At 70.1% G+C, this 25,528-nt stretch carries 20 protein-coding genes; 12 read left to right on the plus strand and 8 right to left on the minus strand.

The genetic code is table 11. The features are described from left to right. Nucleotides 1-128: 128 nt before the first annotated feature. From pnp to HMF7854_RS13415, 5 genes are all read left to right on the plus strand, one after another. Nucleotides 129-2,492 carry a polyribonucleotide nucleotidyltransferase gene (gene pnp / locus HMF7854_RS13395; RefSeq protein WP_126719660.1) on the plus strand — a complete coding sequence of 788 codons (2,364 nt, stop codon included), beginning with the start codon at nt 129-131 and terminating at the stop codon, nt 2,490-2,492. 175 nt (nt 2,493-2,667) lie between these two features. Further along, nucleotides 2,668-3,342, plus strand: a complete 675-nt coding sequence (locus HMF7854_RS13400; RefSeq protein WP_126719661.1) for a response regulator — start codon at nt 2,668-2,670, stop codon at nt 3,340-3,342. After that, nucleotides 3,339-4,682 carry a sensor histidine kinase gene (locus HMF7854_RS13405; RefSeq protein ID WP_126719662.1) on the plus strand — a complete coding sequence of 448 codons (1,344 nt, stop codon included), beginning with the start codon at nt 3,339-3,341 and terminating at the stop codon, nt 4,680-4,682. The genes HMF7854_RS13400 and HMF7854_RS13405 overlap by 4 nt, the downstream gene beginning before the upstream one ends. 94 nt (nt 4,683-4,776) lie before the next feature. Continuing rightward, nucleotides 4,777-5,385 carry an outer membrane beta-barrel protein gene (locus HMF7854_RS13410; RefSeq protein WP_126719663.1) on the plus strand — a complete coding sequence of 203 codons (609 nt, stop codon included), beginning with the start codon at nt 4,777-4,779 and terminating at the stop codon, nt 5,383-5,385. A gap of 167 nt (nt 5,386-5,552) precedes the next feature. Next, nucleotides 5,553-6,584, plus strand: coding sequence for a sensor histidine kinase (locus HMF7854_RS13415; RefSeq protein WP_126719664.1), 1,032 nt, complete (start codon nt 5,553-5,555; stop codon nt 6,582-6,584). Between the two features lie 18 nt (nt 6,585-6,602). On the opposite strand, the gene HMF7854_RS13420 is transcribed toward HMF7854_RS13415, so the two are convergent. After that, complete coding sequence (locus HMF7854_RS13420) at nt 6,603-8,399, minus strand: hypothetical protein (RefSeq protein WP_126719665.1); 1,797 nt, start codon at nt 8,397-8,399, stop codon at nt 6,603-6,605. Next, a complete protein-coding gene (locus HMF7854_RS13425) occupies nt 8,396-9,112 on the minus strand; it encodes a PP2C family protein-serine/threonine phosphatase (RefSeq protein WP_126719666.1) in 717 nt (238 codons plus the stop codon). The genes HMF7854_RS13420 and HMF7854_RS13425 overlap by 4 nt, the downstream gene beginning before the upstream one ends. 157 nt (nt 9,113-9,269) lie before the next feature. On the opposite strand from HMF7854_RS13425, the gene HMF7854_RS13430 reads away from it, so the two are divergent. After that, nucleotides 9,270-11,630, plus strand: a complete 2,361-nt coding sequence (locus tag HMF7854_RS13430) for a serine/threonine-protein kinase (RefSeq protein ID WP_126719667.1) — start codon at nt 9,270-9,272, stop codon at nt 11,628-11,630. A gap of 6 nt (nt 11,631-11,636) precedes the next feature. Here the strand turns inward: HMF7854_RS13430 and HMF7854_RS13435 are convergent, their stop codons facing one another. Further along, nucleotides 11,637-12,623, minus strand: coding sequence for a TIR domain-containing protein (locus HMF7854_RS13435; RefSeq protein ID WP_126719668.1), 987 nt, complete (start codon nt 12,621-12,623; stop codon nt 11,637-11,639). 223 nt (nt 12,624-12,846) lie between these two features. Here HMF7854_RS13435 and HMF7854_RS13440 point away from each other — a divergent pair, with 223 nt between their 5' ends. Continuing rightward, nucleotides 12,847-13,734: a glucosamine inositolphosphorylceramide transferase family protein gene (locus HMF7854_RS13440; protein ID WP_185829288.1), complete on the plus strand. Its 888-nt coding sequence runs from the start codon at nt 12,847-12,849 to the stop codon at nt 13,732-13,734. Here HMF7854_RS13440 and HMF7854_RS13445 read toward each other — a convergent pair. From HMF7854_RS13445 to HMF7854_RS13460, 4 genes are read right to left on the minus strand one after another with little or no spacing between them, the layout of a single operon-like run. Further along, complete coding sequence (locus HMF7854_RS13445) at nt 13,712-14,833, minus strand: glycosyltransferase (protein WP_126719669.1); 1,122 nt, start codon at nt 14,831-14,833, stop codon at nt 13,712-13,714. The genes HMF7854_RS13440 and HMF7854_RS13445 overlap by 23 nt on opposite strands. Continuing rightward, nucleotides 14,809-16,110, minus strand: coding sequence for a lipopolysaccharide biosynthesis protein (locus HMF7854_RS13450; protein WP_239016986.1), 1,302 nt, complete (start codon nt 16,108-16,110; stop codon nt 14,809-14,811). Before HMF7854_RS13450 ends, HMF7854_RS13445 begins: the two co-directional genes overlap by 25 nt. Before the next feature lie 10 nt (nt 16,111-16,120). Further along, nucleotides 16,121-16,894 carry a glycosyltransferase family 2 protein gene (locus tag HMF7854_RS13455; protein WP_126719670.1) on the minus strand — a complete coding sequence of 258 codons (774 nt, stop codon included), beginning with the start codon at nt 16,892-16,894 and terminating at the stop codon, nt 16,121-16,123. A gap of 12 nt (nt 16,895-16,906) precedes the next feature. Beyond that, nucleotides 16,907-18,103, minus strand: a complete 1,197-nt coding sequence (locus HMF7854_RS13460; RefSeq protein WP_126719671.1) for a hypothetical protein — start codon at nt 18,101-18,103, stop codon at nt 16,907-16,909. Nucleotides 18,104-18,269: 166 nt separating this feature from the next. Between HMF7854_RS13460 and HMF7854_RS13465 the strand changes: the two genes are divergently transcribed. The 3 genes from HMF7854_RS13465 to HMF7854_RS13475 are packed head-to-tail and all read left to right on the plus strand — an operon-like array spanning nt 18,270 to nt 22,178. Next, nucleotides 18,270-18,899 (plus strand): (2Fe-2S)-binding protein, encoded by a 630-nt coding sequence (locus HMF7854_RS13465; protein ID WP_126719672.1) that lies wholly within the window; start codon nt 18,270-18,272, stop codon nt 18,897-18,899. 4 nt (nt 18,900-18,903) lie between these two features. Then, a complete protein-coding gene (locus tag HMF7854_RS13470) occupies nt 18,904-19,917 on the plus strand; it encodes an FAD binding domain-containing protein (protein ID WP_126719673.1) in 1,014 nt (337 codons plus the stop codon). Next, entirely contained in the window at nt 19,917-22,178 is a 2,262-nt protein-coding gene (locus tag HMF7854_RS13475; RefSeq protein WP_239016987.1) for a xanthine dehydrogenase family protein molybdopterin-binding subunit, read from the plus strand. Before HMF7854_RS13470 ends, HMF7854_RS13475 begins: the two co-directional genes overlap by 1 nt. A 70-nt stretch (nt 22,179-22,248) precedes the next feature. Here the strand turns inward: HMF7854_RS13475 and HMF7854_RS15860 are convergent, their stop codons facing one another. Next, nucleotides 22,249-22,425 carry a hypothetical protein gene (locus HMF7854_RS15860; protein ID WP_185829289.1) on the minus strand — a complete coding sequence of 59 codons (177 nt, stop codon included), beginning with the start codon at nt 22,423-22,425 and terminating at the stop codon, nt 22,249-22,251. Between the two features lie 242 nt (nt 22,426-22,667). Here HMF7854_RS15860 and HMF7854_RS13480 point away from each other — a divergent pair, with 242 nt between their 5' ends. Beyond that, nucleotides 22,668-23,525, plus strand: coding sequence for an HpcH/HpaI aldolase/citrate lyase family protein (locus HMF7854_RS13480; RefSeq protein ID WP_126719674.1), 858 nt, complete (start codon nt 22,668-22,670; stop codon nt 23,523-23,525). A 90-nt stretch (nt 23,526-23,615) separates the two neighbouring features. Then, a complete protein-coding gene (locus HMF7854_RS13485; protein WP_420822377.1) occupies nt 23,616-25,526 on the plus strand; it encodes a potassium transporter Kup in 1,911 nt (636 codons plus the stop codon). Nucleotides 25,527-25,528: the final 2 nt, after the last annotated feature.

The following is a 25,528-nucleotide window of genomic DNA, read 5'->3' on the forward strand; positions in this document are numbered from 1 at the left end:
GCTCTTTGGGCTCGCGGCAATCCGGCAACGAGCCCTGACGGGGCATATCAGGCCCTACCCCGCTCGCAGACCGGCTTGTCTGCCACTGCTGCCCCGCCGGGATCCGCCCGCCGGGAGAAGGAAAATACATGTTCGACATCAAGACTGTTGAGATCGAGGTCGGCGGCAAGACGCTGAAGCTCGAGACCGGGCGCGTCGCCCGCCAGGCCGACGGCGCCGTCATGGCCACCATGGGCGAGACCGTCGTCCTGTGCGCCGTCACCGCCGCCAAGAGCGTGAAGCCCGGCCAGGACTTCTTCCCGCTCACCGTCCACTACCAGGAGAAGTTCTCCGCCGCGGGCCGAATCCCGGGTGGCTTCTTCAAGCGCGAGCGCGGCGCGACCGAGAAGGAGACGCTGACCAGCCGTCTCATCGATCGCCCGATCCGCCCGCTGTTTCCCGAGAATTCCTTCAACGAAGTCCTCGTGATCGCCCAGGTCCTCTCCTACGACGGCGAGAACGAGCCGGACATCGTCGCAATGTGCGCCGCCAGCGCCGCGCTGACCATCTCGGGCGTTCCCTTCATGGGTCCGATCGGCGCCGCCCGCGTCGGCTTCCAGAACGGCGAGTATATCCTCAACCCGTCGCCGGAGCAGATCAAGGAGAGCGACCTCGACCTCGTCGTCGCCGCCACCGGCAACGCCGTGATGATGGTCGAGTCCGAAGCCAAGGAACTCAGCGAAGAGCAGATGCTCGGCGCGGTCGTCTTCGCCCATGAGGCGTCGAAGAAGATCGTCGACGGCATCATTCGCCTTGCCGAGCAGGCCGCCAAGGAGCCGTGGGAGCTTCCCGAGGACCACGAGACCGCGACCCTCTACGAGAAGGTCAAGGGCCTCGCCGGTTCGGGCATCGAGGCGGCCTACAAGCTGGTCGGCAAGGCCGAGCGCGTCGCCGCCCTCGCCGCCGCCAAGACCCCGCTAAAGGACGCCTTCGTCGACAGCGAGCCGAATGCCGCGATCAAGGCCGGCAAGCTGACCAAGAAGCTCGAGGCCGCGGTCGTCCGCACCGCGATCCTCAAGGAAGGCCGCCGCATCGACGGCCGCGACACCAAGACCGTCCGTCCGATCGAGGCGATGGTCGGCTTCCTGCCCCGCACCCACGGGTCGGCGCTGTTCACCCGCGGCGAGACCCAGGCGATCGTCACCACCACGCTCGGCACCAAGGACGCCGAGCAGATGATCGACGGTCTGGACGGTCTCTCGTACCAGCGCTTCATGCTGCACTATAACTTCCCGCCCTACTCGGTCGGCGAAGTGGGCCGCTTCGGCGCGCCGGGCCGCCGCGAGGTCGGGCACGGCAAGCTGGCGTGGCGCGCGGTGCACCCGATGCTGCCGACGATGGACGAGTTCCCCTACACGATCCGCGTCCTCTCCGACATCACCGAGAGCAACGGCTCCTCGTCGATGGCCACCGTCTGCGGCGCCTCGCTGTCGATGATGGACGCCGGCGTTCCGTTGAAGCGCCCGGTCGCCGGCATCGCCATGGGCCTTATCCTCGAGGGTGACGACTATGCGGTGATCAGCGACATCCTCGGCGACGAGGACCATCTCGGCGACATGGACTTCAAGGTCGCCGGCACCAGCGAGGGCATCACCTCGCTGCAGATGGACATCAAGGTCGCTGGGATCACCGAGGAGATCATGAAGGTGGCCCTCGCCCAGGCGAAGGACGGCCGCGCGCACATTCTCGGCGAGATGGCCAAGGCGCTCGACCACACCCGCACCGAGCTCTCCGAGCACGCCCCGCGGATCGAGACGATGCAGATCCCCAAGGACAAGATCCGCGAAGTGATCGGCACCGGCGGCAAGGTCATCCGCGAGATCGTCGCGACGACCGGCGCCAAGGTCGACATCGACGACGAGGGCCTGATCAAGATCAGCTCGTCGGACCTCAAGCAGATCGAGGCCGCGCGCCAGTGGATCCAGGGCATCACCCAGGAGCCTGAGGTCGGCACCATCTACACCGGCAAGGTGGCGAGCATCGTCGACTTCGGCGCGTTCGTGACCTTCATGCCCGGCAAGGACGGGCTGGTCCACGTCTCGGAGATCAAGAACGAGCGGGTCGAGAACGTCCGCGACGTCCTGTCCGAGGGGCAGGAGGTCAAGGTCAAGCTGCTCGAGGTCGACCCGCGCGGCAAGGTTCGCCTGTCGATGCGTCTCGTTGACCAGGAGACCGGCGCCGAGTTGGAGGACAGCCGTCCCCCGCGCGAGCCGCGGGGCGACCGTGGCGACCGCGGTGACCGGGGTCCGCGCGGCGATCGTGGGGACCGGGGTGACCGCGGTGACCGCGGCCCGCGCCGTGACCGTGGCGACCGCGGCGACCGGGGTCCGCGCGGCGACCGTGGCGATCGCGGCCCGCGCCGTGACCGCGGCGACCGTCCGGAGCGCGACGAGGGCCCGGCGCCCGAGTTCGCCCCGGCGTTCCTGACCGGCGGCAGCAACGACGGCGAATAAGCCGTTCAGACCGAACGAAGGAGGGCCTCGCGGGCAACCGCGGGGCCCTTCGTCATTTCGAGGCATCTGACGTCGAGCTTACGAGTTGGTCAATCATTCACCCCTGCCCCCGGGCGTTCATCCGGCCGCAAGCTGGCCCGGCCGAACCGTCGGGCGCGACGCGGGAGACAATGACATGCGGCTATTGGTGGTCGAGGATAACCAGGACCTGTCGGAAGCGATCAGCTCGGCCTTCCGGCGACGCCATGTCTCGTGCGACCTCGCCCATCGCGCCAGCGACGCCGAGCAGCTGTGCAGCACGACCCACTACGAGGTCATCATCCTCGACATCGGCCTTCCCGACGAGGACGGCGTGTCGCTGCTGAAGCGGCTGCGCGGCCGCGGCAACAAGACCCCGATCATCCTCCTCACCGCGCGCAGCGAGCCCGAAATGCGGGTCGCCGGGCTGCGCGCCGGGGCCGACGACTATCTGGTCAAGCCTTTCTGGTTCGACGAGCTCCACGCCCGGGTCGAAGCGCTGCTCCGCCGCGCCACCGGCTACACCGATGCCAAGCTCGAGGCCGGCCGACTGTCACTCAACACCGACACCCGCGAGCTGACGATCGGCGACGTCCAGGTCGACGCCTCCACCCGCGAAGTCGAGCTGCTCGAGATCCTGCTCCGCCGCAAGGACCATGTGACCCCGCGCCGGATCGTCGAGGACCAGCTGTTCGGCGCCGGCGAGGCGCTCGGCTCCAACGCGGTCGAGGTATATGTCCACCGCCTCCGCCGCAAGCTCGAGCAGAACCAGGCCGAAGTCTCGATCAAGACGGTGCGCGGGGTCGGCTACATGCTGATGGCGGGGACGTGAGGCTCGTCCCGCGTTCGCTGTTCGGACGGCTCGTCGTCGTCCAGGCAGTGGTCGCGCTCCTGCTCGCCGGCGCGCTTCCGCTGCTCACCTCGCGGCTGCTGAGCTCGACCGTCAACAGCTTCGTCGGGCGCGAGCTCGACCGCAGCGCGGAGCGGATCGCTCCCAATCTCCGGCTCGAGAACGGGCGCTGGTCGTTCCGCCGCGGCTTCGAGCCGCCCAGCTTCTTCGCGCCCAACGGGATCCGCCGCTTCGACGTGATCGACGGGGATCGCCGCATCCTCTTCAGCGGCGGCCCGCGCTATGGCATCGACTTCCGCGAGCTGCCGCTCGAGGCGAGCCACGCCCATCGCCTCGCCAACGGCATCGACATCGCCACCTACCCGTTGCCGCAGGGCGGGTCGGGCGAATGGCTGGTGATCAGTTCCGACCGCCGCCGCCCGGAAGAGCTGGTGGCGCGGCTCGCGACCGCCTTCCTCACCCGCTTCCTGTGGATCGTCCCCGCCTTCGTCATCGCCTCGCTGCTGCTCAGCCTGCTGCTGTTCGCACGGGCGACCCGCTCGATCCGGCGCGCGTCGAGCGACGCCGACCTGGTCGACGCCAACCGGCTCGACGTGCGGCTCGACTGGCAACGCCTCCCGCGCGAGGTCCAACCGCTTGCCGAGGCCGTCAACAGCGCGCTCGATCGGGTTCACGACGCGTTCGAAGCGCAGACCGAGTTCGTCGCCAACGTCGCGCACGAGCTGCGCACCCCGCTCGCCACCATCGCCTGCCGCGCTGAGGAGGTCACCGACCTCGAGCTGCGTGAGCGGCTGCTGGCCAGCGTCAGCCATGCCGCGCACGTCATCGAGCAGGTGATGCGCCTCGCCCGGCTCGCCTCGAGCGACGACGTCAACAGCCGCGTCGACCTCCGCGCGCTGGCGCTTGCCTCGGTCGAGCACAGCGCCGGCCGGGTCTTCACCAACGGCCGCAGCATTGCCTTCCATGACGAGGAGGAGGGCCGCCCGGTGGTCGCCCGCGGCATCGCCGGCCTCGCCCAGCTCTCGCTCGACAACCTCATCGACAATGCCCAGCGCCATACGCCGACCGGCACCAGCATCGTCGTCCACCTCGGCCCCGGTCCCACGCTGCGGGTCGAGGACGACGGACCCGGCATCGCGGTCAGCGACCGCAACCGGGTCCAGCGCCGCCACTGGCGCGCCGACGACCGCCGCTCGGACAGCGCGGGACTCGGGCTCAGCATCGTCGACCGGGCGATGGTCGCTCAAGCGGGGCGGCTCGAGGTCGGCGAAAGCGCGCTCGGCGGGGCCGCCATGACCCTGCGATTCGAAGAGCCAGCCTAAAAAACTGTTGCACGTAAGTCGCACGTAAGAAGAAAAACGTAGATGATCTCCTGCCGACCCCACCCCTGGTCTGGCGATTAAATGGAGACTATCGATGATTAAGGCAGTTCTTGCCTCCCTTTCGTGCACTCTTCTTGCCACTACTCCGGCATTTGCAGAAGACAGCATGACTGGCACCGCTCATGTCGAGGGACAACTCGCGCTCGACCATCTCCGGCTCACCGACCAGACCGGGTCGAGCGCGGCCGGCACCACCACCGGCAATAACCGGCTGCTGGTCGGGATCGGCGCAGGCTACGACCTCCCGGTCGGTGGCGGGCTGCTGGCCGGTGTCGACGCCGGAGTGATGGGGCTCGGCAAGTCGGCCTGCGCATCCTCGGTCACCGCGAGCGGCGACCAGCTCTGCTCCAAAGTGAAGCGCGACATCAGCGCCGGCGCGCGCCTCGGCTACCAGGCCGGCCCGGCGCTGCTGTTCGGCCGGGTCGCCTACGACAATAGCCGGGTCGGCTCGACCTACACCGCCAGCGACGGGACCACGGTGACGACCGCCGCGCACAGCACCGGCTCGCCGCAGGTCGGCGGCGGCGTCGAGCTCGGCCTCGGCGCCGGCCTCTACGGCAAGGCGGAATATCGCTACAATACGCGGAGCGACGGCACTTATCACCAGAGCCAGCTCCTCACCGGCGTCGGCATCAAATTCTGATGCCGGGGGACCGCGCCCTCGCACCCGATCTGCCCGCGTGGGGCGCGGTCCCGTTCGTCCGCAGCCGGGTCGAAGCGACCTTCCGGCCCGTCGGGTCGCCCGATGGCGCCCGGTTTCCTGATACCGTCGGCTTGCCCCCGTCCGGACCCACGGCTAGCAGGCACGGCATGACAGGAGCGGAAGGACCGAGCCTCGCCCGGGCCGACGGGCGCCTGCCGCTGCGGTGGCCGTGGCCCGTCAAGGCCGCGCTGGCGGTCGCCGGCGCCATCGTTGCGCTACTCCTCCGCTTCGCGCTGGACGGGGTGCTGCCGCCCGGTTTCCCTTTCCTCACCTTCTTCCCGATCGTGGTCGGCATTGCCTTCCTGCTCGGCAGCCGCTTCGGCCTGCTCGCCGCGCTGCTCGGCGGCCTGCTGAGCTGGTATTTCTTCATCCAGCCGGTGCGCACCTTCTCGCTCTCTCCCGGCAGCCTGCTCGCGCTCGCCTTCTACGTCTTCTCTTGCGGCGTCCCGATCCTGTTCATCGACCTCCTCCAGCAGAGCAACGCCTCGCTCCGCGCCGAGCGCGAAACCAGCGCCCGCCTCGCCGAGACCCGCGAGCTGCTGTTTCGCGAACTCCAGCACCGCATCTCCAACAATCTGCAGATGGTCGCCGCGCTGCTCACCATTCAGCGCCGCCAAGTCGCGGACCCCGGCGCCAAGGCAGCGCTCGACGAGGCCTCGCAGCGACTGGTGACTGTCGGGCGGATCAGCCGCCAGCTCTACGACCCAAGCGGCGCCGGGCGCGAGCTCGCGCCCTTTCTCGACGAGATCATCCGCGACATCCTCGGCAGCAGCGGGCGCAGCGGGATCGAGCACCGGGTCAGCGGCGGGATCGACTCACCGCTCTCCCCCGACGCCGCCATCCCGGTCGCGCTGGTCGTCGCCGAGAGCATCGCCAACGCCGTCGAGCACGGGTTCGAGGGCCGCGACAGCGGGCAGCTCCACATCCGCATCGCGCCAAGCGCCCGCGACCGGCTCTCGATCGAGATCGAGGACGACGGCAACGGCCTTCCCGACGGCTTCTCGCTCGACGGCAGCAACAGCCTCGGGCTGCGTATCGCGACCATGCTCGCGGGCCAGCTGGGCGGCCGCTTCAGCCTCGGGTCGGCGACGGGCAGCGGCGGCACGATCGCGCGCCTCGACCTGCCGATGGCGGCCTGAGCCACATCGCCCGGCGGGTCAGCCCGCCGACAGTTCGTGCTGCTCGTGGATCAGCTTCCAGCTGTCGAGGTCGGCCAGCATCACCCGCGCCGCCTGCTCGACCAGGTCCGCCGCGCGGCCGAGGTGTGGTTCCTCGCCGAGCGCATCGGCGATCCGCCTGAGCTGGCGGGCGGTACCGAGGCTGCGGATCGCGGTGCCGCCATAATCCCCCTGTACGCGGATCCCGAAGATCGCCGCGCCGATTGCCGGGAAGCCGGTCGAGATGAACCCCCAATACCAGCTGTGCGAACGGACGAAGCCGGGCAGGAAGATGGTCCCGAGCAGCACCGTCAGACAGGCGATGACGGTGCCGAGGAAGAGCAGGGTCGAGACGAGCTCCAGTCGCTCGTCGAAGCGGCGGGACTGGGCGGCGAGCTTGCGATGATAGGCGATCTGCGGCTCGAGTTCGTGGCCGGCGATGATGGTCGCCAGCCGTGCCGAAGCGGCGGTGTCGAGCCGCCCGTGCGGCACGCCGAGCGAGCGCCACACCGCGGCGGCATACCATTCGATCCACCGGCCGGCGACCGGCTCGGCGGGGTCGCCGGGCGGATCTGGGCTGGCGACCCCGAGCAGCTTCAGGCTGCGCATCGGTCGCAGCCGCTCGGCCAGCTGGCGATAGTCGAGCCAGCGCTGGTGCCAGCGCCAGCGGATCCCGGCGCTGGTGTTGGAGAGGATGAGGATGACGATCCCAATCTCCAGCCCCGCCATCGCCAGCTTGCCGCCGGGCAGGGTCAGGCCCGAGATCCCGACCAGGATCGACAGAGCGGCGAAGGCGAAGTTGAAGATGTGCCCGCTGCGATAGGCCTGGGCGAAGTGGCTGGCGAGCGTGTCGACCCAATCGTAGATGGTCTCAAGCGAGCCGAGCCCAACGTGGATCCCGGTCCCGACCTGGCTGGCCGCGCGATAGTCCGACCATTCGCGCGCGTTGAAGCGGCGCTGGCGGTCGGCGCTGATGTCGGCGGGCGAGAGGCGGCGGGTGCCGGTCAGCGCGCGGAGCAGCGGATAGTCGATCCGCCAATGCCAGCGGATGCGCCGCTCGGTCCAGAAGCGGTCGAGGAAGGCGCGCTCTTGCGGGTCGGGCGGGGGCGCCGCCACCGCTCCCAGCATCGCCGCGAGATCCTCGTCGTCGAGCGGAGAGCACATCGCCTCGGGGTCCTGAGACATGGTCGCTGGATCGAGCGGCGACCAGATCAGCCGCGGCGGCAGCGCCGGGTCGAGCGGCAGGTGGAGCACCGGCGTGCCGCGCGCGATCGCCCATTGCACCACGTCGGCGGTGCCGCCCTTGCCCCGCCCCCGCTCGCCGTCCCATAAGGCGATCAGCAGGTCCGAATGGGCCACCAGCGCGCGCCCGGCGAGCCAATAGCCCTCCTCGACATGGCTGGACTCGATCTCGAGCGTTCGCCCGGCCTGCTCCAGCAGCCGGCGGAACGCGCTCGTCCAGCGCTCGCCGTCGAGCGTCTGCTCGTAGGTGTCGGCGGGCATCGGCAGGATCGCCTGCAGCTCGAACCCGCGCTCCAGCCCGGCCTCGGCGACGATCTGGTCGGCCCCGTCGGCCAGCGCCGAGAGGAGCAGGAAGCGCGGCTCGGCGGGCGCGAAATGGGCGGCGTCGACGCGCGCGATCTCGCGGCCGCGCTCGACCAGCCGGTCGAGCAGCCGCCCGACCTCGCCGGCCAGCTGCTCGGCCGCGCCGGGCGCGAAGCGGCCCGAGCGGTGACCGGTCACGCCGACCGCCAGGGTGAAGGGAGGTTTGGGCGGATGGCCGGCGCTCGCCGTCATCCCCCCCGCACCTCGACGATCACCAGCGTGACATTGTCGGGCGCGCCGCGCTCGAGCACCCGGTCGAGCAGCCGGTCGGCGATCGCGCCGAGCGCCGGGCGGCCGAGCTCGGCGGCCAGCTCGGCATCAGGCACGACCCGGGTCAGCCCGTCGCTCGCCAGCAGGAAGCGGTCGCCCGGCTCGACCGCGCCGCCGACCAGCTCGACCTCGATCCGCGGGGCGGCGCCGACCGCGCGGGTGACGACGCTGGCGTTGGGGTGGGTGTCGGCCTCTTCCGCCGCCAGCATCCCGGCATCGACCAGGTCCTGGACCAGGCTGTGGTCGCGGGTGAGCCGCTCGAGCTGCCCCCCGCGCAGCAGGTAGGCGCGGCTGTCGCCGGCCCAGAAGACGCGGAACAGCGCATGGTTGGCGGCGAGGCCGACGATGGTGCTGCCGATGGTGCTGAGCCCGGCCTCCTTCGCCATCGCGACGAGCTCGCGGTTGACCTGCTCGACCGCGTCGATGGCATGGCCGGCGGCCTCGTCGGGGCTTCGCGCGGGCGGCAGCGCGGCGAGCGCCTCGACCAGCCGCCGGCTCGCGACGTCGCCCGCCGAATGGCCGCCCATCCCGTCGGCCACCGCCCACAACCCCTCCCCCGGCCGGGCGAGCAGGCTGTCCTCGTTGATCTTGCGGCGAAGACCCACATGGGTCCGGCTGACGCACTCGAACGCCATCCGCTTCTCCCCCCAACCTCATCCGCGCTCCACCGGGAGGCGGGTTCGCCCGAATAAGGCTGCGCCATCGTTCCGGGCGACGCGAGACTAGCATTTTCCGCAGCTATGTGCGATTTCTCGCGGTTAGAAAACCTTATCGTCGCGGGGGACACCGACGATGAACAAGCCCTACAGCAATCGGGCCCTGCCGTCGGGGACGGTGCTGCGCGAGTGGCGTCTCGAGGAGGTCCTCGGCGTCGGCGGCTTCGGCATCGTGTACAAGGGTCGCGGAATCTATTTCGACGAGCTCGTCGCCATCAAGGAATATTTCCCCGGCGCGATCAGCGAGCGCGACGCCGACGCCACCGTGGTGCCGATCGACAGCAATGCCGAGGAAGTGCACGCGCTCGGGCTGAAGAAGTTCGTGGAGGAAGCCAAGCTCCTCTGGAACCTGTCCACCCCGACGCGCCATCCCAACATCGTCAACGTCCGCAGCCTGTTCGAGATTCACGGCACCGCCTACATGGTGATGGACTTCGAGGACGGGACCTCGCTGTCCCGGCTCCTGAAGGACGGTCAGCGCTTCAACGAGCGCTCGCTGCGGGCGATGGTCGAGCCGATCGCCGAAGGGCTCGAGCGCGCGCACCGGGTCGGCGTGCTCCACCGCGACATCAAGCCGCCGAACATCCTAATGAATTCGGACGGGCGGCCGGTGCTGATCGACTTTGGCTCGGCGCGCTTCGAGACCGCCGATGCGACCAGCACGTCGGTCACCTTCCACACCCCGCCCTACGCGGCGATCGAGCAATATGTGAAGACCTACCCGCAGGGCCCGTGGACCGACATCTACGCGCTCGGCGTGGTGCTGTACGAGTGCATCACCGGCGAGAAGCCGCCGGAGGTGCTCGAGCGACTGCACGGCGGGCTGGGCAAGCCGCTCGCGAGCGAGAAGTGGCCGGGCTACGGCAAGAACTTCCTCGCCGCCGTCGACGCGGCCATGGCGATTCGCCCGGCCGATCGGCCGCAGTCCATCTCGGACTGGCTGGGCCTGGTCCGCGGCAAGGCGGGCAAGCCGGCGAGGCGCGTCCCCGTCGAGGTCGAAGTCGACGGCGAGGCGACGCGGATAGCGACCTTCGGTTCGGCGGCGGACGAGATCCGGCCGGTGGCCCCGCTGCCCGAGTCAGCGCTGGTCCGCGAGAAGATCGAGACCGCCGTTCCTGGCGATGTCGGAGCGGTCGAATTCAAGCGCGCTGGCGAGGAGACCGGGGCGCGGGCCAAGGCCGCTGCGTTGCCGATCGAGGCGGCAGCGCAGGCATCGAAGCGGCGGAAGGCGCTCACTGCCGCAACCCCGGCGCCGGCGGACACCGCGGACAAGGCCACAGGCAAGCTGGCTGCCGAGGAGCCGCTGGCTCCATCCAAGTCTGTCCCGGCCGCCAGGCCTGCGGTCGAGACCCGAAAATTGTCGCCGCTCCTGCTCGGGGCGGTGGCGCTGGCGCTGTTCTCGGCAGGGCTGGCCGCCTGGACGATGCTCGGGCGCGGCAGCAGCGAACCGCAGGCGGCAATCGCCACCCAGCCCACGGGCTCGGGGGTCGCTGCAGCCAGCGGCACCGCGCCGGCCAGCGATCCGCGCGCGCTGCCGCAGGCGGTCATGGCGCTCGCCAACGACGCGCGGACGGCCGGAGTCACCGGAGCTCCGGTCGACCGCCTCCAGGCGGCAAGCGACCGCCTCGGCGCCATGCTGAACCAGGGCGGCGCGCCCGACACGGCCGCGATGACGAAGCTCGCGCTGAGCGCCAATGCCGACTTCGCCGCAGCGCTGCTGAGCGACGCGGACTCCAAGGCGCATTCGATCGCCAGCGAGGTTGGCTGGGCGAACCCGGACCGACCGTCGGTCGCGCTGACGCCGGACCGGCGGGCGGCGGCGGCGACGCTCCGCCAGACGCTGGCGGGCCTCCGCACGGCCGTCCAGGCGACGACCAGCGCGGCCGACCCGTCCGCCTCCTTCACGGCCGCCCGCCAGGCGCTCGAGCAGTCGAAGAGCTTCGCCACCTCGGCGTCGGCGGTCTACAGCCTGGAAGCGGTGCGCATCCAGCAGGCCGCGACCGAGAAGGCGGAGCGGCTGGCGCAGACCGCCGCCCCAGTCCCCGCGCCGCTCGCCACGACGCCGCGCGCGCCGGCGCTCGCGGCCAATCCCCGCGCGCGGCCGGGCGTCGCCGGGTTCAATCCCTACGCCTCGACCACGCCGACGGTCTCCACGCAGAGCGTCTCGCCCGCCAAGCTGAGCGAGTTCAACGCGATCATCGAGCAGGCTCGCGGCCAGGCACGGCAGGTCATGGCGATGGCCGACCGCGGGTCCAATCCGCTGCTCCAGAACAACAAGCGGTCCGCCGCCAACTACGACAAATATCTGCGGACGCTGAAGGATTCGATGCGCGGCGTCCGGAGCGACAGCGATGCCAACCGGCTGATCGCGCAGGCCAAGCAGACCCGCGCCTACATTGTCTATCTGGTCAACAGCTCGAACGCCGCGGCGCGCTGAGGCGGGTCAGACCTCGTCCTGATTACGGACTTCGTGGCGGAAGCAGACGCTGCCGATGCGGAGCACGCTGCCGACCGCCAGCATGGCTTCGCCCTCGATGCGGTAGCCGTCGATATAGGTGCCGTTGGTCGACCCGAGATCGCGCACCCGGAGCCGGTCGTCGGCGAGTTCGATCCGGCAGTGCTGGCGCGAGACGCGATTGTCCTGGAGGATGATGTCGGCCGGCGCCGAGCGGCCGATCCGGAGGCCGAGCGGGCTGACGACGAACCTCTTTTCCATCCGCTCGCCGACCATCATCTCGAGGCAGTGGAATTGCTCATCCTCGAGCTCGGCAAATGTCTCGGGCCGGGTGAACGTCTGCGTGTGCTCGCCCTCGTCGATGTCCGCCAGCGCGTTTCTCGCGCCCCAGGTCGAGCGCGCCGGCTGGGGAGCCGCAGCCCGGACGGGAGCGAAGCGCGCAACCGGTTGCGCGAAGGCGGCCCGGGCCGGTGCCGGATGGCGAAGCGGCACGACGTCCGCCGCGCGCTCGGCCCGGCGAGCCGCTGCCGCACGAAGGCCAACCGGCTCGCTGGCGGCCGGCGCTCCGCCCGCGGGCGCCTGGTCGACCAGCCGGTGGAGGTCGCGCACGAACCCGCGCCAGGTGCGATCGGTCACTTCGCCTTCCCAGTGCGACAGGTCGGTGGTATGGGTGAGCTCGAAGATGATCGGCCGGTCGCACTCCTCGATGATCACCGGCGCGAGGGTGCGGCGGCGATCGGCCAGAGTCGCCTCGGCACGGACCCAGCGCGAGGCGACCGAGCGCGGCGACCACAGCACGACGACCGCCTTGGCCGCCTTGAGCGCGGTCTCGATCACCTCGTCGAACGTCTCGCCGCTGTGCAGGACGGCATCCCACCAGACGCTGAAGCCTTCCTGTTCGAAGCTCTCGGCGAACAGGCGCGCGACGTCCCGGTCCTCGCGCGTATAGGAGATGAAGACATCCGACCCGGGCAAGGGTGAACTCCTGTTCCGACCAGTGGCAAGACGTTGAGCAACACACGCGGCGGGCGGCTCGACTCGGAAGCGCCCGGAGTACGGTTGGTTAACATTCTAGGAATTGCGCCACTCGAGGCAAGCACCCAGCGACGGGATGTGCCATGCCGGACCAGCGACAGTCGCGAGGGCCGGATCGAGAGCCGCGCTCGCCCCCGCCGCCGACCCGGGCTAGGACCGGCGAATGGGCTGGCGAAAGGACATCTGGCGCTGCGCGATCGTCGACCGGCCACTGCAAGCCGTGGTCCGCCAGGGACTGGCGGGCGCGTCGGTCCACTGGCTCGGCGAGGAGCCGCCCCTCACCTTCCTGGCCGACCCGTTCGGCGTGTCGCTGCGCACGGGAGGGACTGCCCTCTTCGCCGAACGCTTCGACTATCGCGACCGCCACGGCTGGATCGAGCGGCTGGACCTGGCCGCCGACGGAAGGCTGCTGGAGCGACGGCTTGCGCTGCGCGAGCCGTGGCACCTGTCCTACCCGGTTCCCCTCGAGGCGGAGGGTGCGCAGTGGCTCCTGCCCGAAGCGCATCGCTCGGGCGCGCTGACGCTGTACCGTGCGCATCAGGACTGGGACGAGTGGCAGCCCGAGTGCCGCATCATGCTGGATGCGGTTCCTGTCGACGCCAGCCCGGTCTGGCACGAGGGGCGCTGGTGGCTCTTCTACGCGCCGGCCGGAAGCAAGGCCGAGAAGATCGGCCGGCTGCATATCGCCCATGCGGAGCGGCTGACGGGTCCATGGACCGCGCACCCGGGCAACCCGGTCCGCCGCGGTGCCGACGGTTCTCGCCCGGGCGGCCTGCCGCAGCGGATCGACGGCCGGCTGCTGCTTCCGGTGCAGGATTGCCGCCGCACCTACGGAGCGGCGATCCGGCCGCTGTGGATCGATCGCCTCGATCCGCGGGAGTTCGCGGCGACCCTCGGCGAGCCGATCGGTTCGCCAGCCGGCGCCGGGGCGTACCGGAACGGACTGCACACGCTCAACCCGCTCGGCGAGCGGACGCTGATCGACTGCAAGCGGATCGACCAGTCGCTGGCGGGACTGGCGATCGAGCTCAGGCGCCGGCTCGGCCGCTGATCCGGCCGACCACCGCCTCTCCGGCGCGGCGGAAGGCGGCGGCGGAGTAGAGCGAACGCACCCGCTCGCGCGCCGCGGCGCCTAGCGGTGCGAGGCTGGCGGGGTCGTCGAGCAGGTGCCGGAGTGCAGCGGCGAGCGCGATCGGATCGCCCGGCGGGACGAGCAGACCCGAACGGCCATCCTCGATCGTCGCGGCGATCTCGCCGACCGCCGATCCGACCACCGGCAGGCCGGCGTTCATGGCCTCGTGGGCGGCGATGCAGAAGCCCTCGGAGCGGGACGGCTGCAGGTAGAGATGAAGGCCGGCCAGGAAGCCGGGCGCATCGGTCACGAAACCCGGCAGCCCCACCCCGGTCAGCCCGGCAGCTGCGAGCTGCGCTTCGAGCCGGGAGCGCTCGCCGCCATCGCCGGCGATCGTCAGCGCCATCGGCGCGGGGGGCACGAACCCGCCGCGGGCTAGGTTCGCGAGCGCCTCGATCAGCACGTCATAGCCTTTGACCGGGTGGAGGCGTCCGAGGCTGCCGAGGCGGAGCGGTTCACCGGCTTGCCAGGGCGTCGCCGGCGGCGCGGACTCGTCGACCGCGACGATCGGCCAGCACGCCAGCCGTGCCGGCTCCACCCCCAGCCGCCGCGCAGTCAGCGCGGTGATCGCGGGCGAATCCCCGATCCACAGCTCGGCGCGGCGCTGAAGCCAGCGGAGCAGCCGCTCGTTCCACGGCTTGAGGAAGGCGGCGTGCTGCCAGCAGACGACCGGCACGCCGAGCCTCGGCCCGACGAGCAGGCCGAGGATGGTGGCATGGGACAGCGAGGTCCACAGCCGCGTCGGTCGCCACTCGCGAAGGGCGCGGGACAACCAGCGCAGCGCCCCGAGGCGATCGTGCTCGGGCTCGTCGCGGACCAGCGGATCGAGCCCAGCGGCGATCATCGCCGGCAGGCCCAGACCGTCGCGCCGCGCCAGCGCGAACACCCGCACGGTGGCGCCCTGGTCCATCAGCAGGCGGGCGATCCCCGGCACCGGCGCCGCCGCCCCGCCGCCCTCGACCGAGTTGATCACATAGGCGATCCGCTCGCCGGCTAGAGGCGGCTGCTGGTCCGCCATACCATCACCAGCAGGAGAGAAGTGGCCAGCGCCGACTGGAGCAGCGCCTGCAGGCCCGCTCCCGCAAACCCGGCGGTGAGCAGGAGGAGCGGCAGGACCGGGAGCATGACGAGGCTAATGAACAGGTTGACGTTCATCGACAGCGCGGGCCGGCCGAGCGCGTTCAGCGCGGCGCTGCTCGGCGGGCCGGCGACGGCAATCGCCCGGGCCAGCACCAGCAGCACCATGACCTCGCCGGCGGCGAGATAGGCGGGGCCGGCGATCAGCCGGACGATCGGCGTCGGGAAGGCGGCTACCAGCAGCACGATCGGCAGCACCGCGGCGAGCGCCCAGCCGATCACCCGGGTCAGTGTCCGGCGCAGCGGCGCGCCGCCGCCGCCCGCCGCGACCAGGCGCGCCAGCTCCGAATAGGCAGTGTTGCCGAGGATCTGGGTCGGCTGCGCCAGGATCACCGTCCCGCGCTGGGCGACCGAGAAGAGTCCGGCGGCGGCCGGGCCGAGGATCCATCCGACCATTAGCGGCGCAGCACGTGGGCCCAGCTCGCTCAGCGTCACGTCGATGTTGCTGGCGGTGAGGAAGCGCCACAGCCCGGGGTTCTCGGCGCCGGCCGGGATCGGCCCCGCCAGCCGCAGCAGGGGACCGAGGTGCGCGCGGGCGACCCACAGGCCCATGCCCCAGAGCACCAGGAACTCGGCGACCCCCGCCGCCAGCCACACGAGCAGGAAGGCGCGCAGCCCGCCGCCAGCGGCGATGACCAGAAGCACGCCGGCAAGGCGGATCAGCGGCTGCACGAGATTGTGCCAGCCGAGCAGGTCGAAGCGCTGGCGGAGCTGGAGATAGCCGGCCGGGGTCGAGCGGATCGACCCCAGCATGGCGAGGCTGTTGAGCTGGGCGTAGCCGACGACCGCCGAGGTCCAGCCGAGGTGCGGTCCCACCAGCGGCGCCAGCAGGACGGCGGTCAGCAACGCCGCGACCCCGCCCCCCAGCTCCAGCCGAGCCCCGAAGCGCAGCAATCGCGCCAGCCGCTCGCCCTGCCCGCCCTCCTGCGCCTCGGCCCCGTAGCGGACGATCGCCTGCCAAGAGGGAAATTCGACGATCCCGCAGACGGTGGTGACATAGGTGTGGACGAGGATCAGGACGCCATAGTCGCGCGGACCCAGGAACCGGGTGCAGAGGAACAGGTAGACGAGGCTGATCACCCCGGCCCCGGCCTTGCCGCCGAGCACCTGCGTCAGACCCGCGAAGATGCGGGCGACGGGCGCATGCTGATCCTTCACTCGGTGTTGCCTACCAGCTCTTCTCGCGGAGTGCTGTAGCGATTGCCCGCCGGCGCGCCAGCCGGGGACCGAGGAAGCGGTGGAAGAACCAGCGGCTCGCCCCGGCCGGAACGAAGCGGTAGGCGAGCCGCTCGAGCGGGGTCCAGTTGACCGATCGGCGGTCGTGGCGGCGCGCCGACGGGAAGCAGACGTGACCGGGCGGGTAGAGCAGCCGGCCGTGGTCGATCAGCCGGGCGACCACCTCATGGTCTTCCAGCACATAGGGCCAGCGTTCACGGCAGAAGCCGCCCGCGGCGAGCAGCGCCGAGCGACGGAACGCCTGCGCATAGCCGCCGGCGTGGCACTTGCGGGGATGGCGGCGCCCCTTGGCGATGATCCGCCGCTCGCGCCGCCGGGAACGCGGATGGGTCACGGGCGCATAGAGATCCACCGCCATGACGGCGACCCCGTCGGGGTGGCGCTCGAACGTTTCGATCACGCGCGCGACATAGTCCGGCGGATAGAGGGTGTCGGCGTCGCAGGTCGCCACGTAGGATGAGGCCGCGTGCGCGAGACCGAAGGCAAGCGCGGCCGTCTTGCCCGGCTCGGTGCAGACGAGATGATGGACGCGCTCGCCCAGCGGGGCGGCGTAGTCGAACGCTTCGCGCGCGCTGTCGTCCGTCGAACCATTGTCGACCAGCAGCAGTTCGAAGCGCTCGTCGCCTTGCGCGACGAGGCTGTCGATGGTCGGTCCGATCCAGCCCTGCTCGTTGAAATAGGGCAGGATGATAGTGAGTGTCGTCAAATCGCGGTTCCGTCAGGCGGCTTGGAGCAGCTTCCGCTCGCCGGCCAGTTCCATCACCGCCGCGGCGGCACGAACCGACGAGGGGCGGCCGTTCAAGTCGAAGCGGTCGGCGAACAGGGCTTCCTGCACGGCGCGGTAATGCTGCGAGTGGAGCCGCTGCGAGCGTTCCAGCGCCGCCGGCAGGTCGGCTGGGTCGTTGATCACCTGCCCCGCCGTCCAGTGCGCGAAATTGGGGTTGTCGCGCCAGCGCTGGCGATGGCTGTCGAGGAAGATGCAGGGACGCGGACGAAGCAGGAACTCGTACACCTGGCTGCTCGCGTCGCCGAGATAGACATCAGCGCCGAGCGTGTAGCTCATGTCGGTCGAGGCGGTGCTGCCAAGATCGATCTTGAGATGGTCGGAGCGGAGATAGTCGGTGGCGATCCGCCCCGGGCGTTTGAGCGACAGCCGGTCGATGGTGACCACGACCCGCCGCTGGAACAGCATGACGTGCGGCGCGAACACGAGATTGTCGCACCCGCCGCCGACGAACTGGTCGAGAACCGCGCGGCCGTCGCGAAACCAGGACGAGAGATGCGGCGAAGGGTGCGGATTGTAGAGGGTGGTCGTTCCGCTCCCGGAGAACAGCGGCGAGCGCGGGCGAGCCGGCTCGACCAGGTCGAACTTCGGATAGCCGACGATCCGGATGCGCGCGGCATCGACGCCCGCGTCGGCGATAAGGCGGCGCCGGATCAGCGGTCCCGAACAGAGCACCAGGTCGAACCCCCGGCTGGCGGGATCGAAGCCGATCGCTCGGTCGCCGGCGCCGTGCCGGGTATGGACGATCTTGAGGTTGTCGAGGCGATAGCGCTTCTTCAGCAGCAGCGAGGTCTTCTCCGACACGACGAGCAGGTCGAGGCTGCGGAAGAAGTCGAGATTGTCGCGGTAGAGGAGGATCTTGCCGGCCGGCACCAGCTCGCCAAGCGCATGGTCGAGCCGCCGGGCCCCCGCGCCGAGTCCGAGCCGGACCAGCTGTACCTGCCGCCCGAGGCGATCGCCGGCGACGCGGCGGACCTCGCGTTCCAGATGGTCGTTCGACACGGCGAGCAGGATCTCGCCGTCGAACCCGCCGTCGATCAGCGCGAACGCGATCGGCAGGCTGTGGGCAATCTGATGCGCCTGGTCGTGGTTGAACAAGAACCCGATGCGCCGCTTCGTCGGACCCGGCATTGTTACCTCCGGGACCGGCTCCTAGCGGCGGGAAATTTCAGCCGAGCCACGCCAAGATTACAACGGCTTCATGGCTGCGGTCAGGTCGTTCCGGCGCCACGACGAATCGTGCGGAATGACCGGTGCTTAGCGGGAACTTGCGGGTCGACCCGCGACTTGAGCGCTCATGGCCAACACCGCCGAGTCCGGCTGCTCACCTGGCGTCAATCGCCGCGATCTCCTCAAGATGGGTGCCGCCGGGACGACTCTCGCCGCCGCCTCGGCCAGCGCCCAGTCGCCGGCCATGAGCGTGCCCCCACCCGCCAACCCGCCGACCGAGCCGCAGACGCTTCCGCTGGAACTGACCGTCAACGGGCAGGTGCATCGGGTCTCGCTCGACAGCCGCACCACCCTGCTCGACGCGCTGCGCAACAAGCTGTTGCTGACCGGGTCGAAGAAGGGCTGCGACCACGGCCAGTGCGGCGCCTGCACCGTGCTGGTCGGCGGCCGGCGTACGCTTTCCTGCCTGACCCTGGCCGCGATGGTGCGCGAGCCGGTGATCACCATCGAGGGGCTCGCCGCGCGCGACGGGACGCTGCACCCGATGCAGCAGGCCTTCATCGACCAGGACGCCTTCCAGTGCGGCTACTGCACGCCGGGGCAGATCATGTCGGCGGTCGCCTGCGTCGAGGAAGGCCATGCGGCCAGTGCCGACGAGATCCGCGAATATATGAGCGGCAACCTGTGCCGCTGCGCCGCCTATCCCCACATCGTCGCGGCCGTCGAGCAGGGCGCGACCGGCATGAGGAAGGGCTGAGCCGATGCGGCCGTTCCACTACGTCCGCGCCGCCGATGCGCCCGGCGCGGTCCGCCTCGCCGCCGGCCAGCCCGACGGTGCCGCCAACCGCGCCCCGACCCAGTTCATCGCTGGGGGCACCACCATGCTCGACCTGATGAAGCTGGGCTCGATGCAGCCGAGCGCGCTGGTCGACATCAACCCGCTCGACGCGCAGCTGGCGCGGATCGAGGCCGGGCCGGACGGCCTCCGGCTCGGCGCGCTGGTCAAGATGAGCCAGGCGGCCGACGACCCGCTGGTCCGCCGCGACTATCCGGTGATCGCCGAGAGCCTGATGCTCGCCGCCTCGGCGCAGCTGCGCAACATGGCGAGCCTCGCCGGCAACGTGCTCCAGCGCACCCGCTGCCAGTATTTCCGCGACCCGAGCTGGAAGGCGTGCAACAAGCGCGACCCGGGCAGCGGCTGTGCGGCGCTCGACGGCGTCAACCGCAAGCATGCGGTGCTCGGGGTCAGCGGCAAGTGCATCGCCGAATATCCCGGCGACTTCGCACAGGCGCTGGTCGCACTCGATGCCTCGGTCGAACTGCTCGGCCCGGGCGGACAGCGGCGCATTCCCTTCGCGCAGCTGCATCGCTCGTCCGACACGCCGGAAACCGAGACGGTCCTGGCACCGGGCGAGCTGATCACCGATTTCCTCGTCCCCGCCGGCGCCTGGACCCGCCGCTCGACCTACCTCAAGGTCCGCGACCGCCAGTCCTACGAATTCGCGGTGGCAAGCGCGGCGGTGGCGCTCGACCTCGACGGTGCGAACGTCCGCCAGGCGCGCATCGGGCTGGGCGGGGTCGCCTATCGACCTTGGCGGGCCGCCGATGCCGAGCGGCTGCTCGCCGGGCGGCTGCTCGACGAGAACAGCGCCGCCGAGGCAGCCCGCGCGGCCTTCGCCGGGGCCGCCCCGCGCGAGCACAACCGATACAAGATCGAGCTGGGACAGCGGACGCTCGTCCGCGCCCTGCTCCAGGCCAGGGACATGAGGATCTGATGGCGTTGCAGGACCAGCCGAGCGCCATGACGCTCGCACCCAAGGACAGCGGCCGGGCGGCGATCGGCGAGCCGACTTCGCGCATCGATGGCCGGCTCAAGGTGACCGGCGCGGCGCGCTACGGCTCCGATCTCCACGGCGGCGCCAACCCCGCCTTCGCCTATCTGCGGACCAGCTCGATCGCGCGCGGGCGGATCAGCCGGATCGACGAGAGCGAGGCGCGGCAGGTGCCGGGCGTGCTGGAGATCCTGACCTACCGCAACGTCGGCGACCGGGTGAAGCCCGGCAAGACCTTCAGCGAGAAGGGCTACATGGGGACGAGCATCGCGCCGCTCGCCTCCGACAAGGTGTGGCACGACGGGCAGATCGTCGCGCTGGTCGTCGCCGACACGTTCGAGGCGGCGCGCGACGCCGCGCACCGGCTGCGGATCGACTATGCCGAGGAGGCGCCGTCGGCGACCTTCGGGAGCGCCGGGCTGACCGAGGGCAAGGCCACCGAGAAGACCGAGGCCCAGCAGCAGGCGGCGAAGCAACAGGCGGGCGGCAAGAGCAAGGAAGGCGAGAACGGCGGCGAGGAGAACCCGAAGGTCGGCGATGCCGAGGGGGCATTCGCGCGGGCTGCCGTCAAGGTCGACCAGCATTATGAGACGCCGACCCAGCACCACAACCCGATCGAGCTGTTCACCACCTCCGCCGTGTGGAACGGCGACCGGCTGACCGTCTTCGAATCCTCGCAGAACATGTGGGGGTTCAAATATGGACTGGCCGAGCAGCTCGGCATCCCGGCCGACAACGTCCACACCGTCTCGCCGCTGGTCGGCGGCGCGTTCGGGTCGCGCGGGTCGCTGACCCAGCGGACGGCACTCGTCGCGCTCGCGGCCAAGATGATCGGGCGGCCCGTGCACCTCGAGGCGACCCGCTCGGACGGCTTCACCATCGCCACCTATCGCGCCGAGACGCGCCATCGGGTACGGCTCGGCGCGGGAGCCGACGGACGGCTGCAGGCGCTGATCCACGAAGGCTGGGAAGTCTCGAGCCGCCCCGACGACTACAAGGTCGCCGGGATCGACGCGTCGACGCGGCTCTATGCCTGCCCGAACGTCGCCTCCAACGTCACGATCGTCCATGCCGATCGGAACACGCCGGGCTTCATGCGGTCGCCGCCGGAGACGCCCTATCTCTTCGCGCTGGAGTCGGCAATCGACGAGCTCGCCTATGCGCTGAAGATGGACCCTGTCGAGCTGCGGCGGATCAACGACACGCAGAAGGAGCCGATCAAGGGCCTGCCTTACACCTCGCGGCACCTGATGCCCTGCTTCGATGCCGCCGCCGCGGCCTTCGGGTGGAGCCGCCGCTCGGCCGCGCCCCGCTCCATGCGCGACGGCGAGTGGCTGATCGGTTGGGGCTGCGCCTCGACCATGTACCCGACCCAGGTCGGATCGGCGGCGGCGCGGGTCAGCCTGCTGCCGTCGGGACGCGCCCGGGTCGAGACCGCCACCCACGAGATCGGCACCGGGGTGATGACCGCGCTGGCGCTGACCGCCGCGGAGGAGCTCGGGCTGCCGCTCGACAAGATCGACGTCATCGTCGGCGACAGCAACCTGCCGCCGGCGCCGGTCGCGGGCGGGTCGAACAGCACCGCGAGCATGTGCAACGTCGTCGCCAAGGCCTGCCGCGAGGTGCGCCTCAAGGCGCAGTCGGCGGGCGGCGGAGCGGTCGAGGCGCTGGCCTCGAACAACCCGCACGGGGCGCCGCCGAACGGGGTCGAGATGCTTTACCGCGGCAAGCCCTCGCTGGCGGGCGGCGCCAAGCTCAAGGACCGCATCCAGTTCGCGTTCGGCGCCCACTTCATCGAGGTCCGGGTCCACGAGCGGACCCGCGAGGTGCGCGCGCCGCGGGTGGTCAGCGCCTTCGCGGCGGGCCGGATCGTCAATCCCAAGACCGCCAAGAGCCAGCTGATGGGCGGCCAGATCTGGGGCATCGGGGCGGCGCTTCACGAGGCGACCGACATCGATCGCCGTGCGGCGCGCTACTACAACAACGACCTCGCCGAGTATCTCATCCCGGTGAACGCCGACATCGGCACAATCGAGACGATCATCCTGCCGGAAGAGGACCGGCAGGTGAACGACCTCGGGATCAAAGGGATCGGCGAACTCGGCAACGTCGGGCTGAATGCAGCGACGGCCAATGCCGTGTTCCATGCGACCGGTGTGCGCATCCGCGAACTGCCGATCCGCATCGAGAAGCTGCTGGTCTGAGGATTGTCGGCGCTGGCCGACGGGAGGCACGCGTCCCGTCGGCACAGCGCCGTGTGGTGCCCCCGGCGTGCTACGCCAGCGCCACCATCTCGCGCAGCTGCTGCTCGACCGCGCGAATTTCCGCCAGCAGGGCCCGCTTGTCGTCGATCTGGGCGGCCAGCATCCGCTTTTCGTCCGCCGTCTTGGCCAGACGATGACGCTTGTTAAGCCGGTAGATGTCCGTTTCGATGATCCAGGCGTGCTGCATGCTTGCCGCTCCCCGCTCTCGCTTGCCGCAATCATGACTCCGGAGGAAATCTGAATCAATAAAGTCAGCTAAGCCACTTTGCTGCCAAGCGCTTCAGCTCGCCGCTACTGAGGCTCGGTTCGTCGACTCAGCAGTTCAAGCATTGGCGGCAAACTCCCGTTTCCCGACGCAACCTGAAGCGGAGCGCCGCCCGAGTCGCGCGCGTGTTGACGATCCGGCGCGGCCCGGCGCATCAGCGCTCGATGGAACAGCATCAGCGGCGGCTCGACCGGCTTCGCTCTCTTCTCTTCGTCCCCGGTGATCGGCCCGAGCGGTTCGACAAGGGCGTCCGCTCCGGCGCGGATGCGCTGATCCTGGATCTCGAGGACAGCGTCGGCACCGCGGCCAAGCCGCAGGCCCGGGCAAACGTCCGGGCCGCGCTCGAGGGTCGGCGGACGGTGCCGTTGCTGGTGCGAGTCAATCCGCTGGGCAGCGAAGGGCTGGCAGCCGACCTGGCGGCCGCCGCCGGGGCGGATGCGATCGTCCTTCCCAAGGCCGAAGGGGCGGCCAGCGTCCGCGCGCTGGCCTCACGGCTGGTCACGCCGGCCCCGATCCTCCCCATCGCCACCGAAACTCCGGCCGCCATCTTCGAGCTGGGCAGCTACCGCGAGGTCGGCGAGCAGCTCGCGGGGCTGAGCTGGGGCGCCGAGGACCTGCCGGCGGCTATCGGCGCCACCACCAGCCGGGACGAGAGCGGGCGCTATCTTCCTCCCTACGAGCTGGCGCGTTCCCTCACCCTGTTCGCCGCCCATGCCGCGGGGGTCCCGGCGATCGATACCGTCTACCCTGCGATCCGCGACGTAGCCGGCGTCGCTGCCTATGCCGCCCGGGCCGCCCGCGACGGATTCACCGCCATGCTCGCCCTTCACCCCGACCAGATCGGCCCGATCAATGCCGCTTTCACGCCGTCCCCCGAGGCGGTGGATCATGCGCGCCGGGTCGTCGCCGCGTTCGCCGCACGGCCCGCCGCCGGCGTGCTCGACCTCGACGGGGCGATGATCGACGCACCGCACCGCAAGCAGGCGGAGCGGATCCTGGCCCGCGCCGCTCGAGCCGACTGAGAAGCGAGCGGGAACCGCGCTTCCTCTTCGCAGTTGCACAATGCGCCCGGGGGGAGCATGGGGCCGCGGCTCGATTCGGATTGGATGCCCATGGACTCCGTCACCGAGGCGCCTGCCGACGCCTCCAGTCATACCGCTTCCCACGGCCGCCAGAAGACGCTGACCCTCGCCCTCGGGGCGATCGGGATCGTCTTCGGCGACATCGGGACCAGCCCGCTCTACGCGTTGAAGGAAAGCTTCGCCGGCCACCATGTGATGGCCGTCACCCCGGACCGGGTGTTCGGGGTCATCTCGATCATCTTCTGGACGATGCTGATCGTCGTCACGCTCAAATATGTGACGATCATGATGCGCGCCGACAACAAGGGCGAAGGCGGGAGCCTGTCGCTGCTGGCGCTCATCTCGCGCAGCACCGACACCGGTCGCTGGTCGGCCGGACTGTCGGTGCTCGGCGTGTTCGCGACCGCGCTGTTCTTCGGCGATGCGATGATCACGCCCGCCATCTCCGTGCTGTCCGCGGTGGAAGGCGTGGGAACGCTGAACGACGCGCTGCTGCGCTTCGCGGCGCCCGTCTCGATCGTGATCCTGTGCGGCCTGTTCGCCTTCCAGCGGTTCGGGACGGCCCGGGTCGGCGCCGTGTTCGGGCCGATCATGTTCTTCTACTTCGTCGTGCTCGCCGTACTCGGCCTGATCGCGATCGCCGGGCAGCCCGCCATCCTCCTGTCGCTGTCACCGACCTACGGGCTGTCCTTCATCCTGCACGAGCCGCGCACCGCCTTCTTCGCGCTGGGCTCGATCGTGCTCGCCGTGACGGGGGCTGAGACGCTCTATGCCGACATGGGGCATTTCGGGAAGAACCCGATTCGCTACGCCTGGCTGCTCGTCGCCTTTCCGACGCTGATGCTGAACTATCTGGGCCAGGGCGCCATCCTGCTCCGCAACCCCCAGGCGATCGCCAATCCCTTCTACCTGCTGGCGCCCGACAGCCTGCGCCTGCCGATGATCATCCTGGCCACCGTCGCCACCGTGATCGCCAGCCAGGCGGTCATCACCGGCGCCTATTCGGTGGTCCGCCAAGCGGTCCAGCTGGGGCTCTTCCCGCGTGTCACCGTCAAGCATACCAGCGAGGAATCGATCGGGCAGATCTACATCCCGCTGATCAACTGGTCGCTGCTGGCCGCCGTCATCGTGCTGGTGCTGATCTTCCGCACCTCGTCCAACCTGGCGTCGGCCTACGGGATCGCGGTGACCGGGACGATGGTGATCACCACCGTGATGGCCGCGGTCGTGCTGCTCAAGATGTGGAACTGGCCCAAGCCGGTCGCGCTCGGGCTGATCGCGCTGTTCGCTCTGGTCGACGGAGTCTACTTCCTGTCCAACCTGACCAAGGTGCTCGACGGCGGCTGGTTCCCGCTGATGATCGCGGCGATCGCCTTTACCATGCTGACCACCTGGTCGCGCGGGCGGCGGCTGATGCAGGACCGCCTGGCCGAGGGCAACATGCCCGTATCGATCTTCGTCAAGTCGATCGAGAAGGGCATCCACCGCGTGCGCGGCACCGCCATCTACCTGACCAGCTCGGCGCAGGGCATTCCGCCGGCGCTGCTCCACAACCTCAAGCACAACCAGGTGCTGCACGAGAATGTGCTGCTGGCGACCGTGTCGGTGCTCGACGTCCCCTTCGTTCCCGATGCCCGGCGCGTCGAGATCGAGCCGCTCGGCTGCGGACTGAGCCGCGTCATCATCCGCTACGGGTTCAGCGAGGATCCCGACATCCCGCAGGCGCTGCGCGACGCCAAGACGCAGATCGGCGATCTCAGCCCGATGACCACCAGCTATTTCCTGTCGCGCCAGACGGTGCTGCCGAGCGCGCGGCCGGGCATGTCGCTGTGGCGCGAGCATATCTTCGCCTGGATGGTCCGCAATTCGGCGACCGCGATGGACTTCTTCAAGCTGCCGGTGAACCGGGTCGTCGAGCTGGGAAGCCAGGTCGAGATCTGACC

This window comes from Sphingomonas ginkgonis, assembly GCF_003970925.1.
Classification (GTDB): domain Bacteria; phylum Pseudomonadota; class Alphaproteobacteria; order Sphingomonadales; family Sphingomonadaceae; genus Sphingomicrobium; species Sphingomicrobium ginkgonis.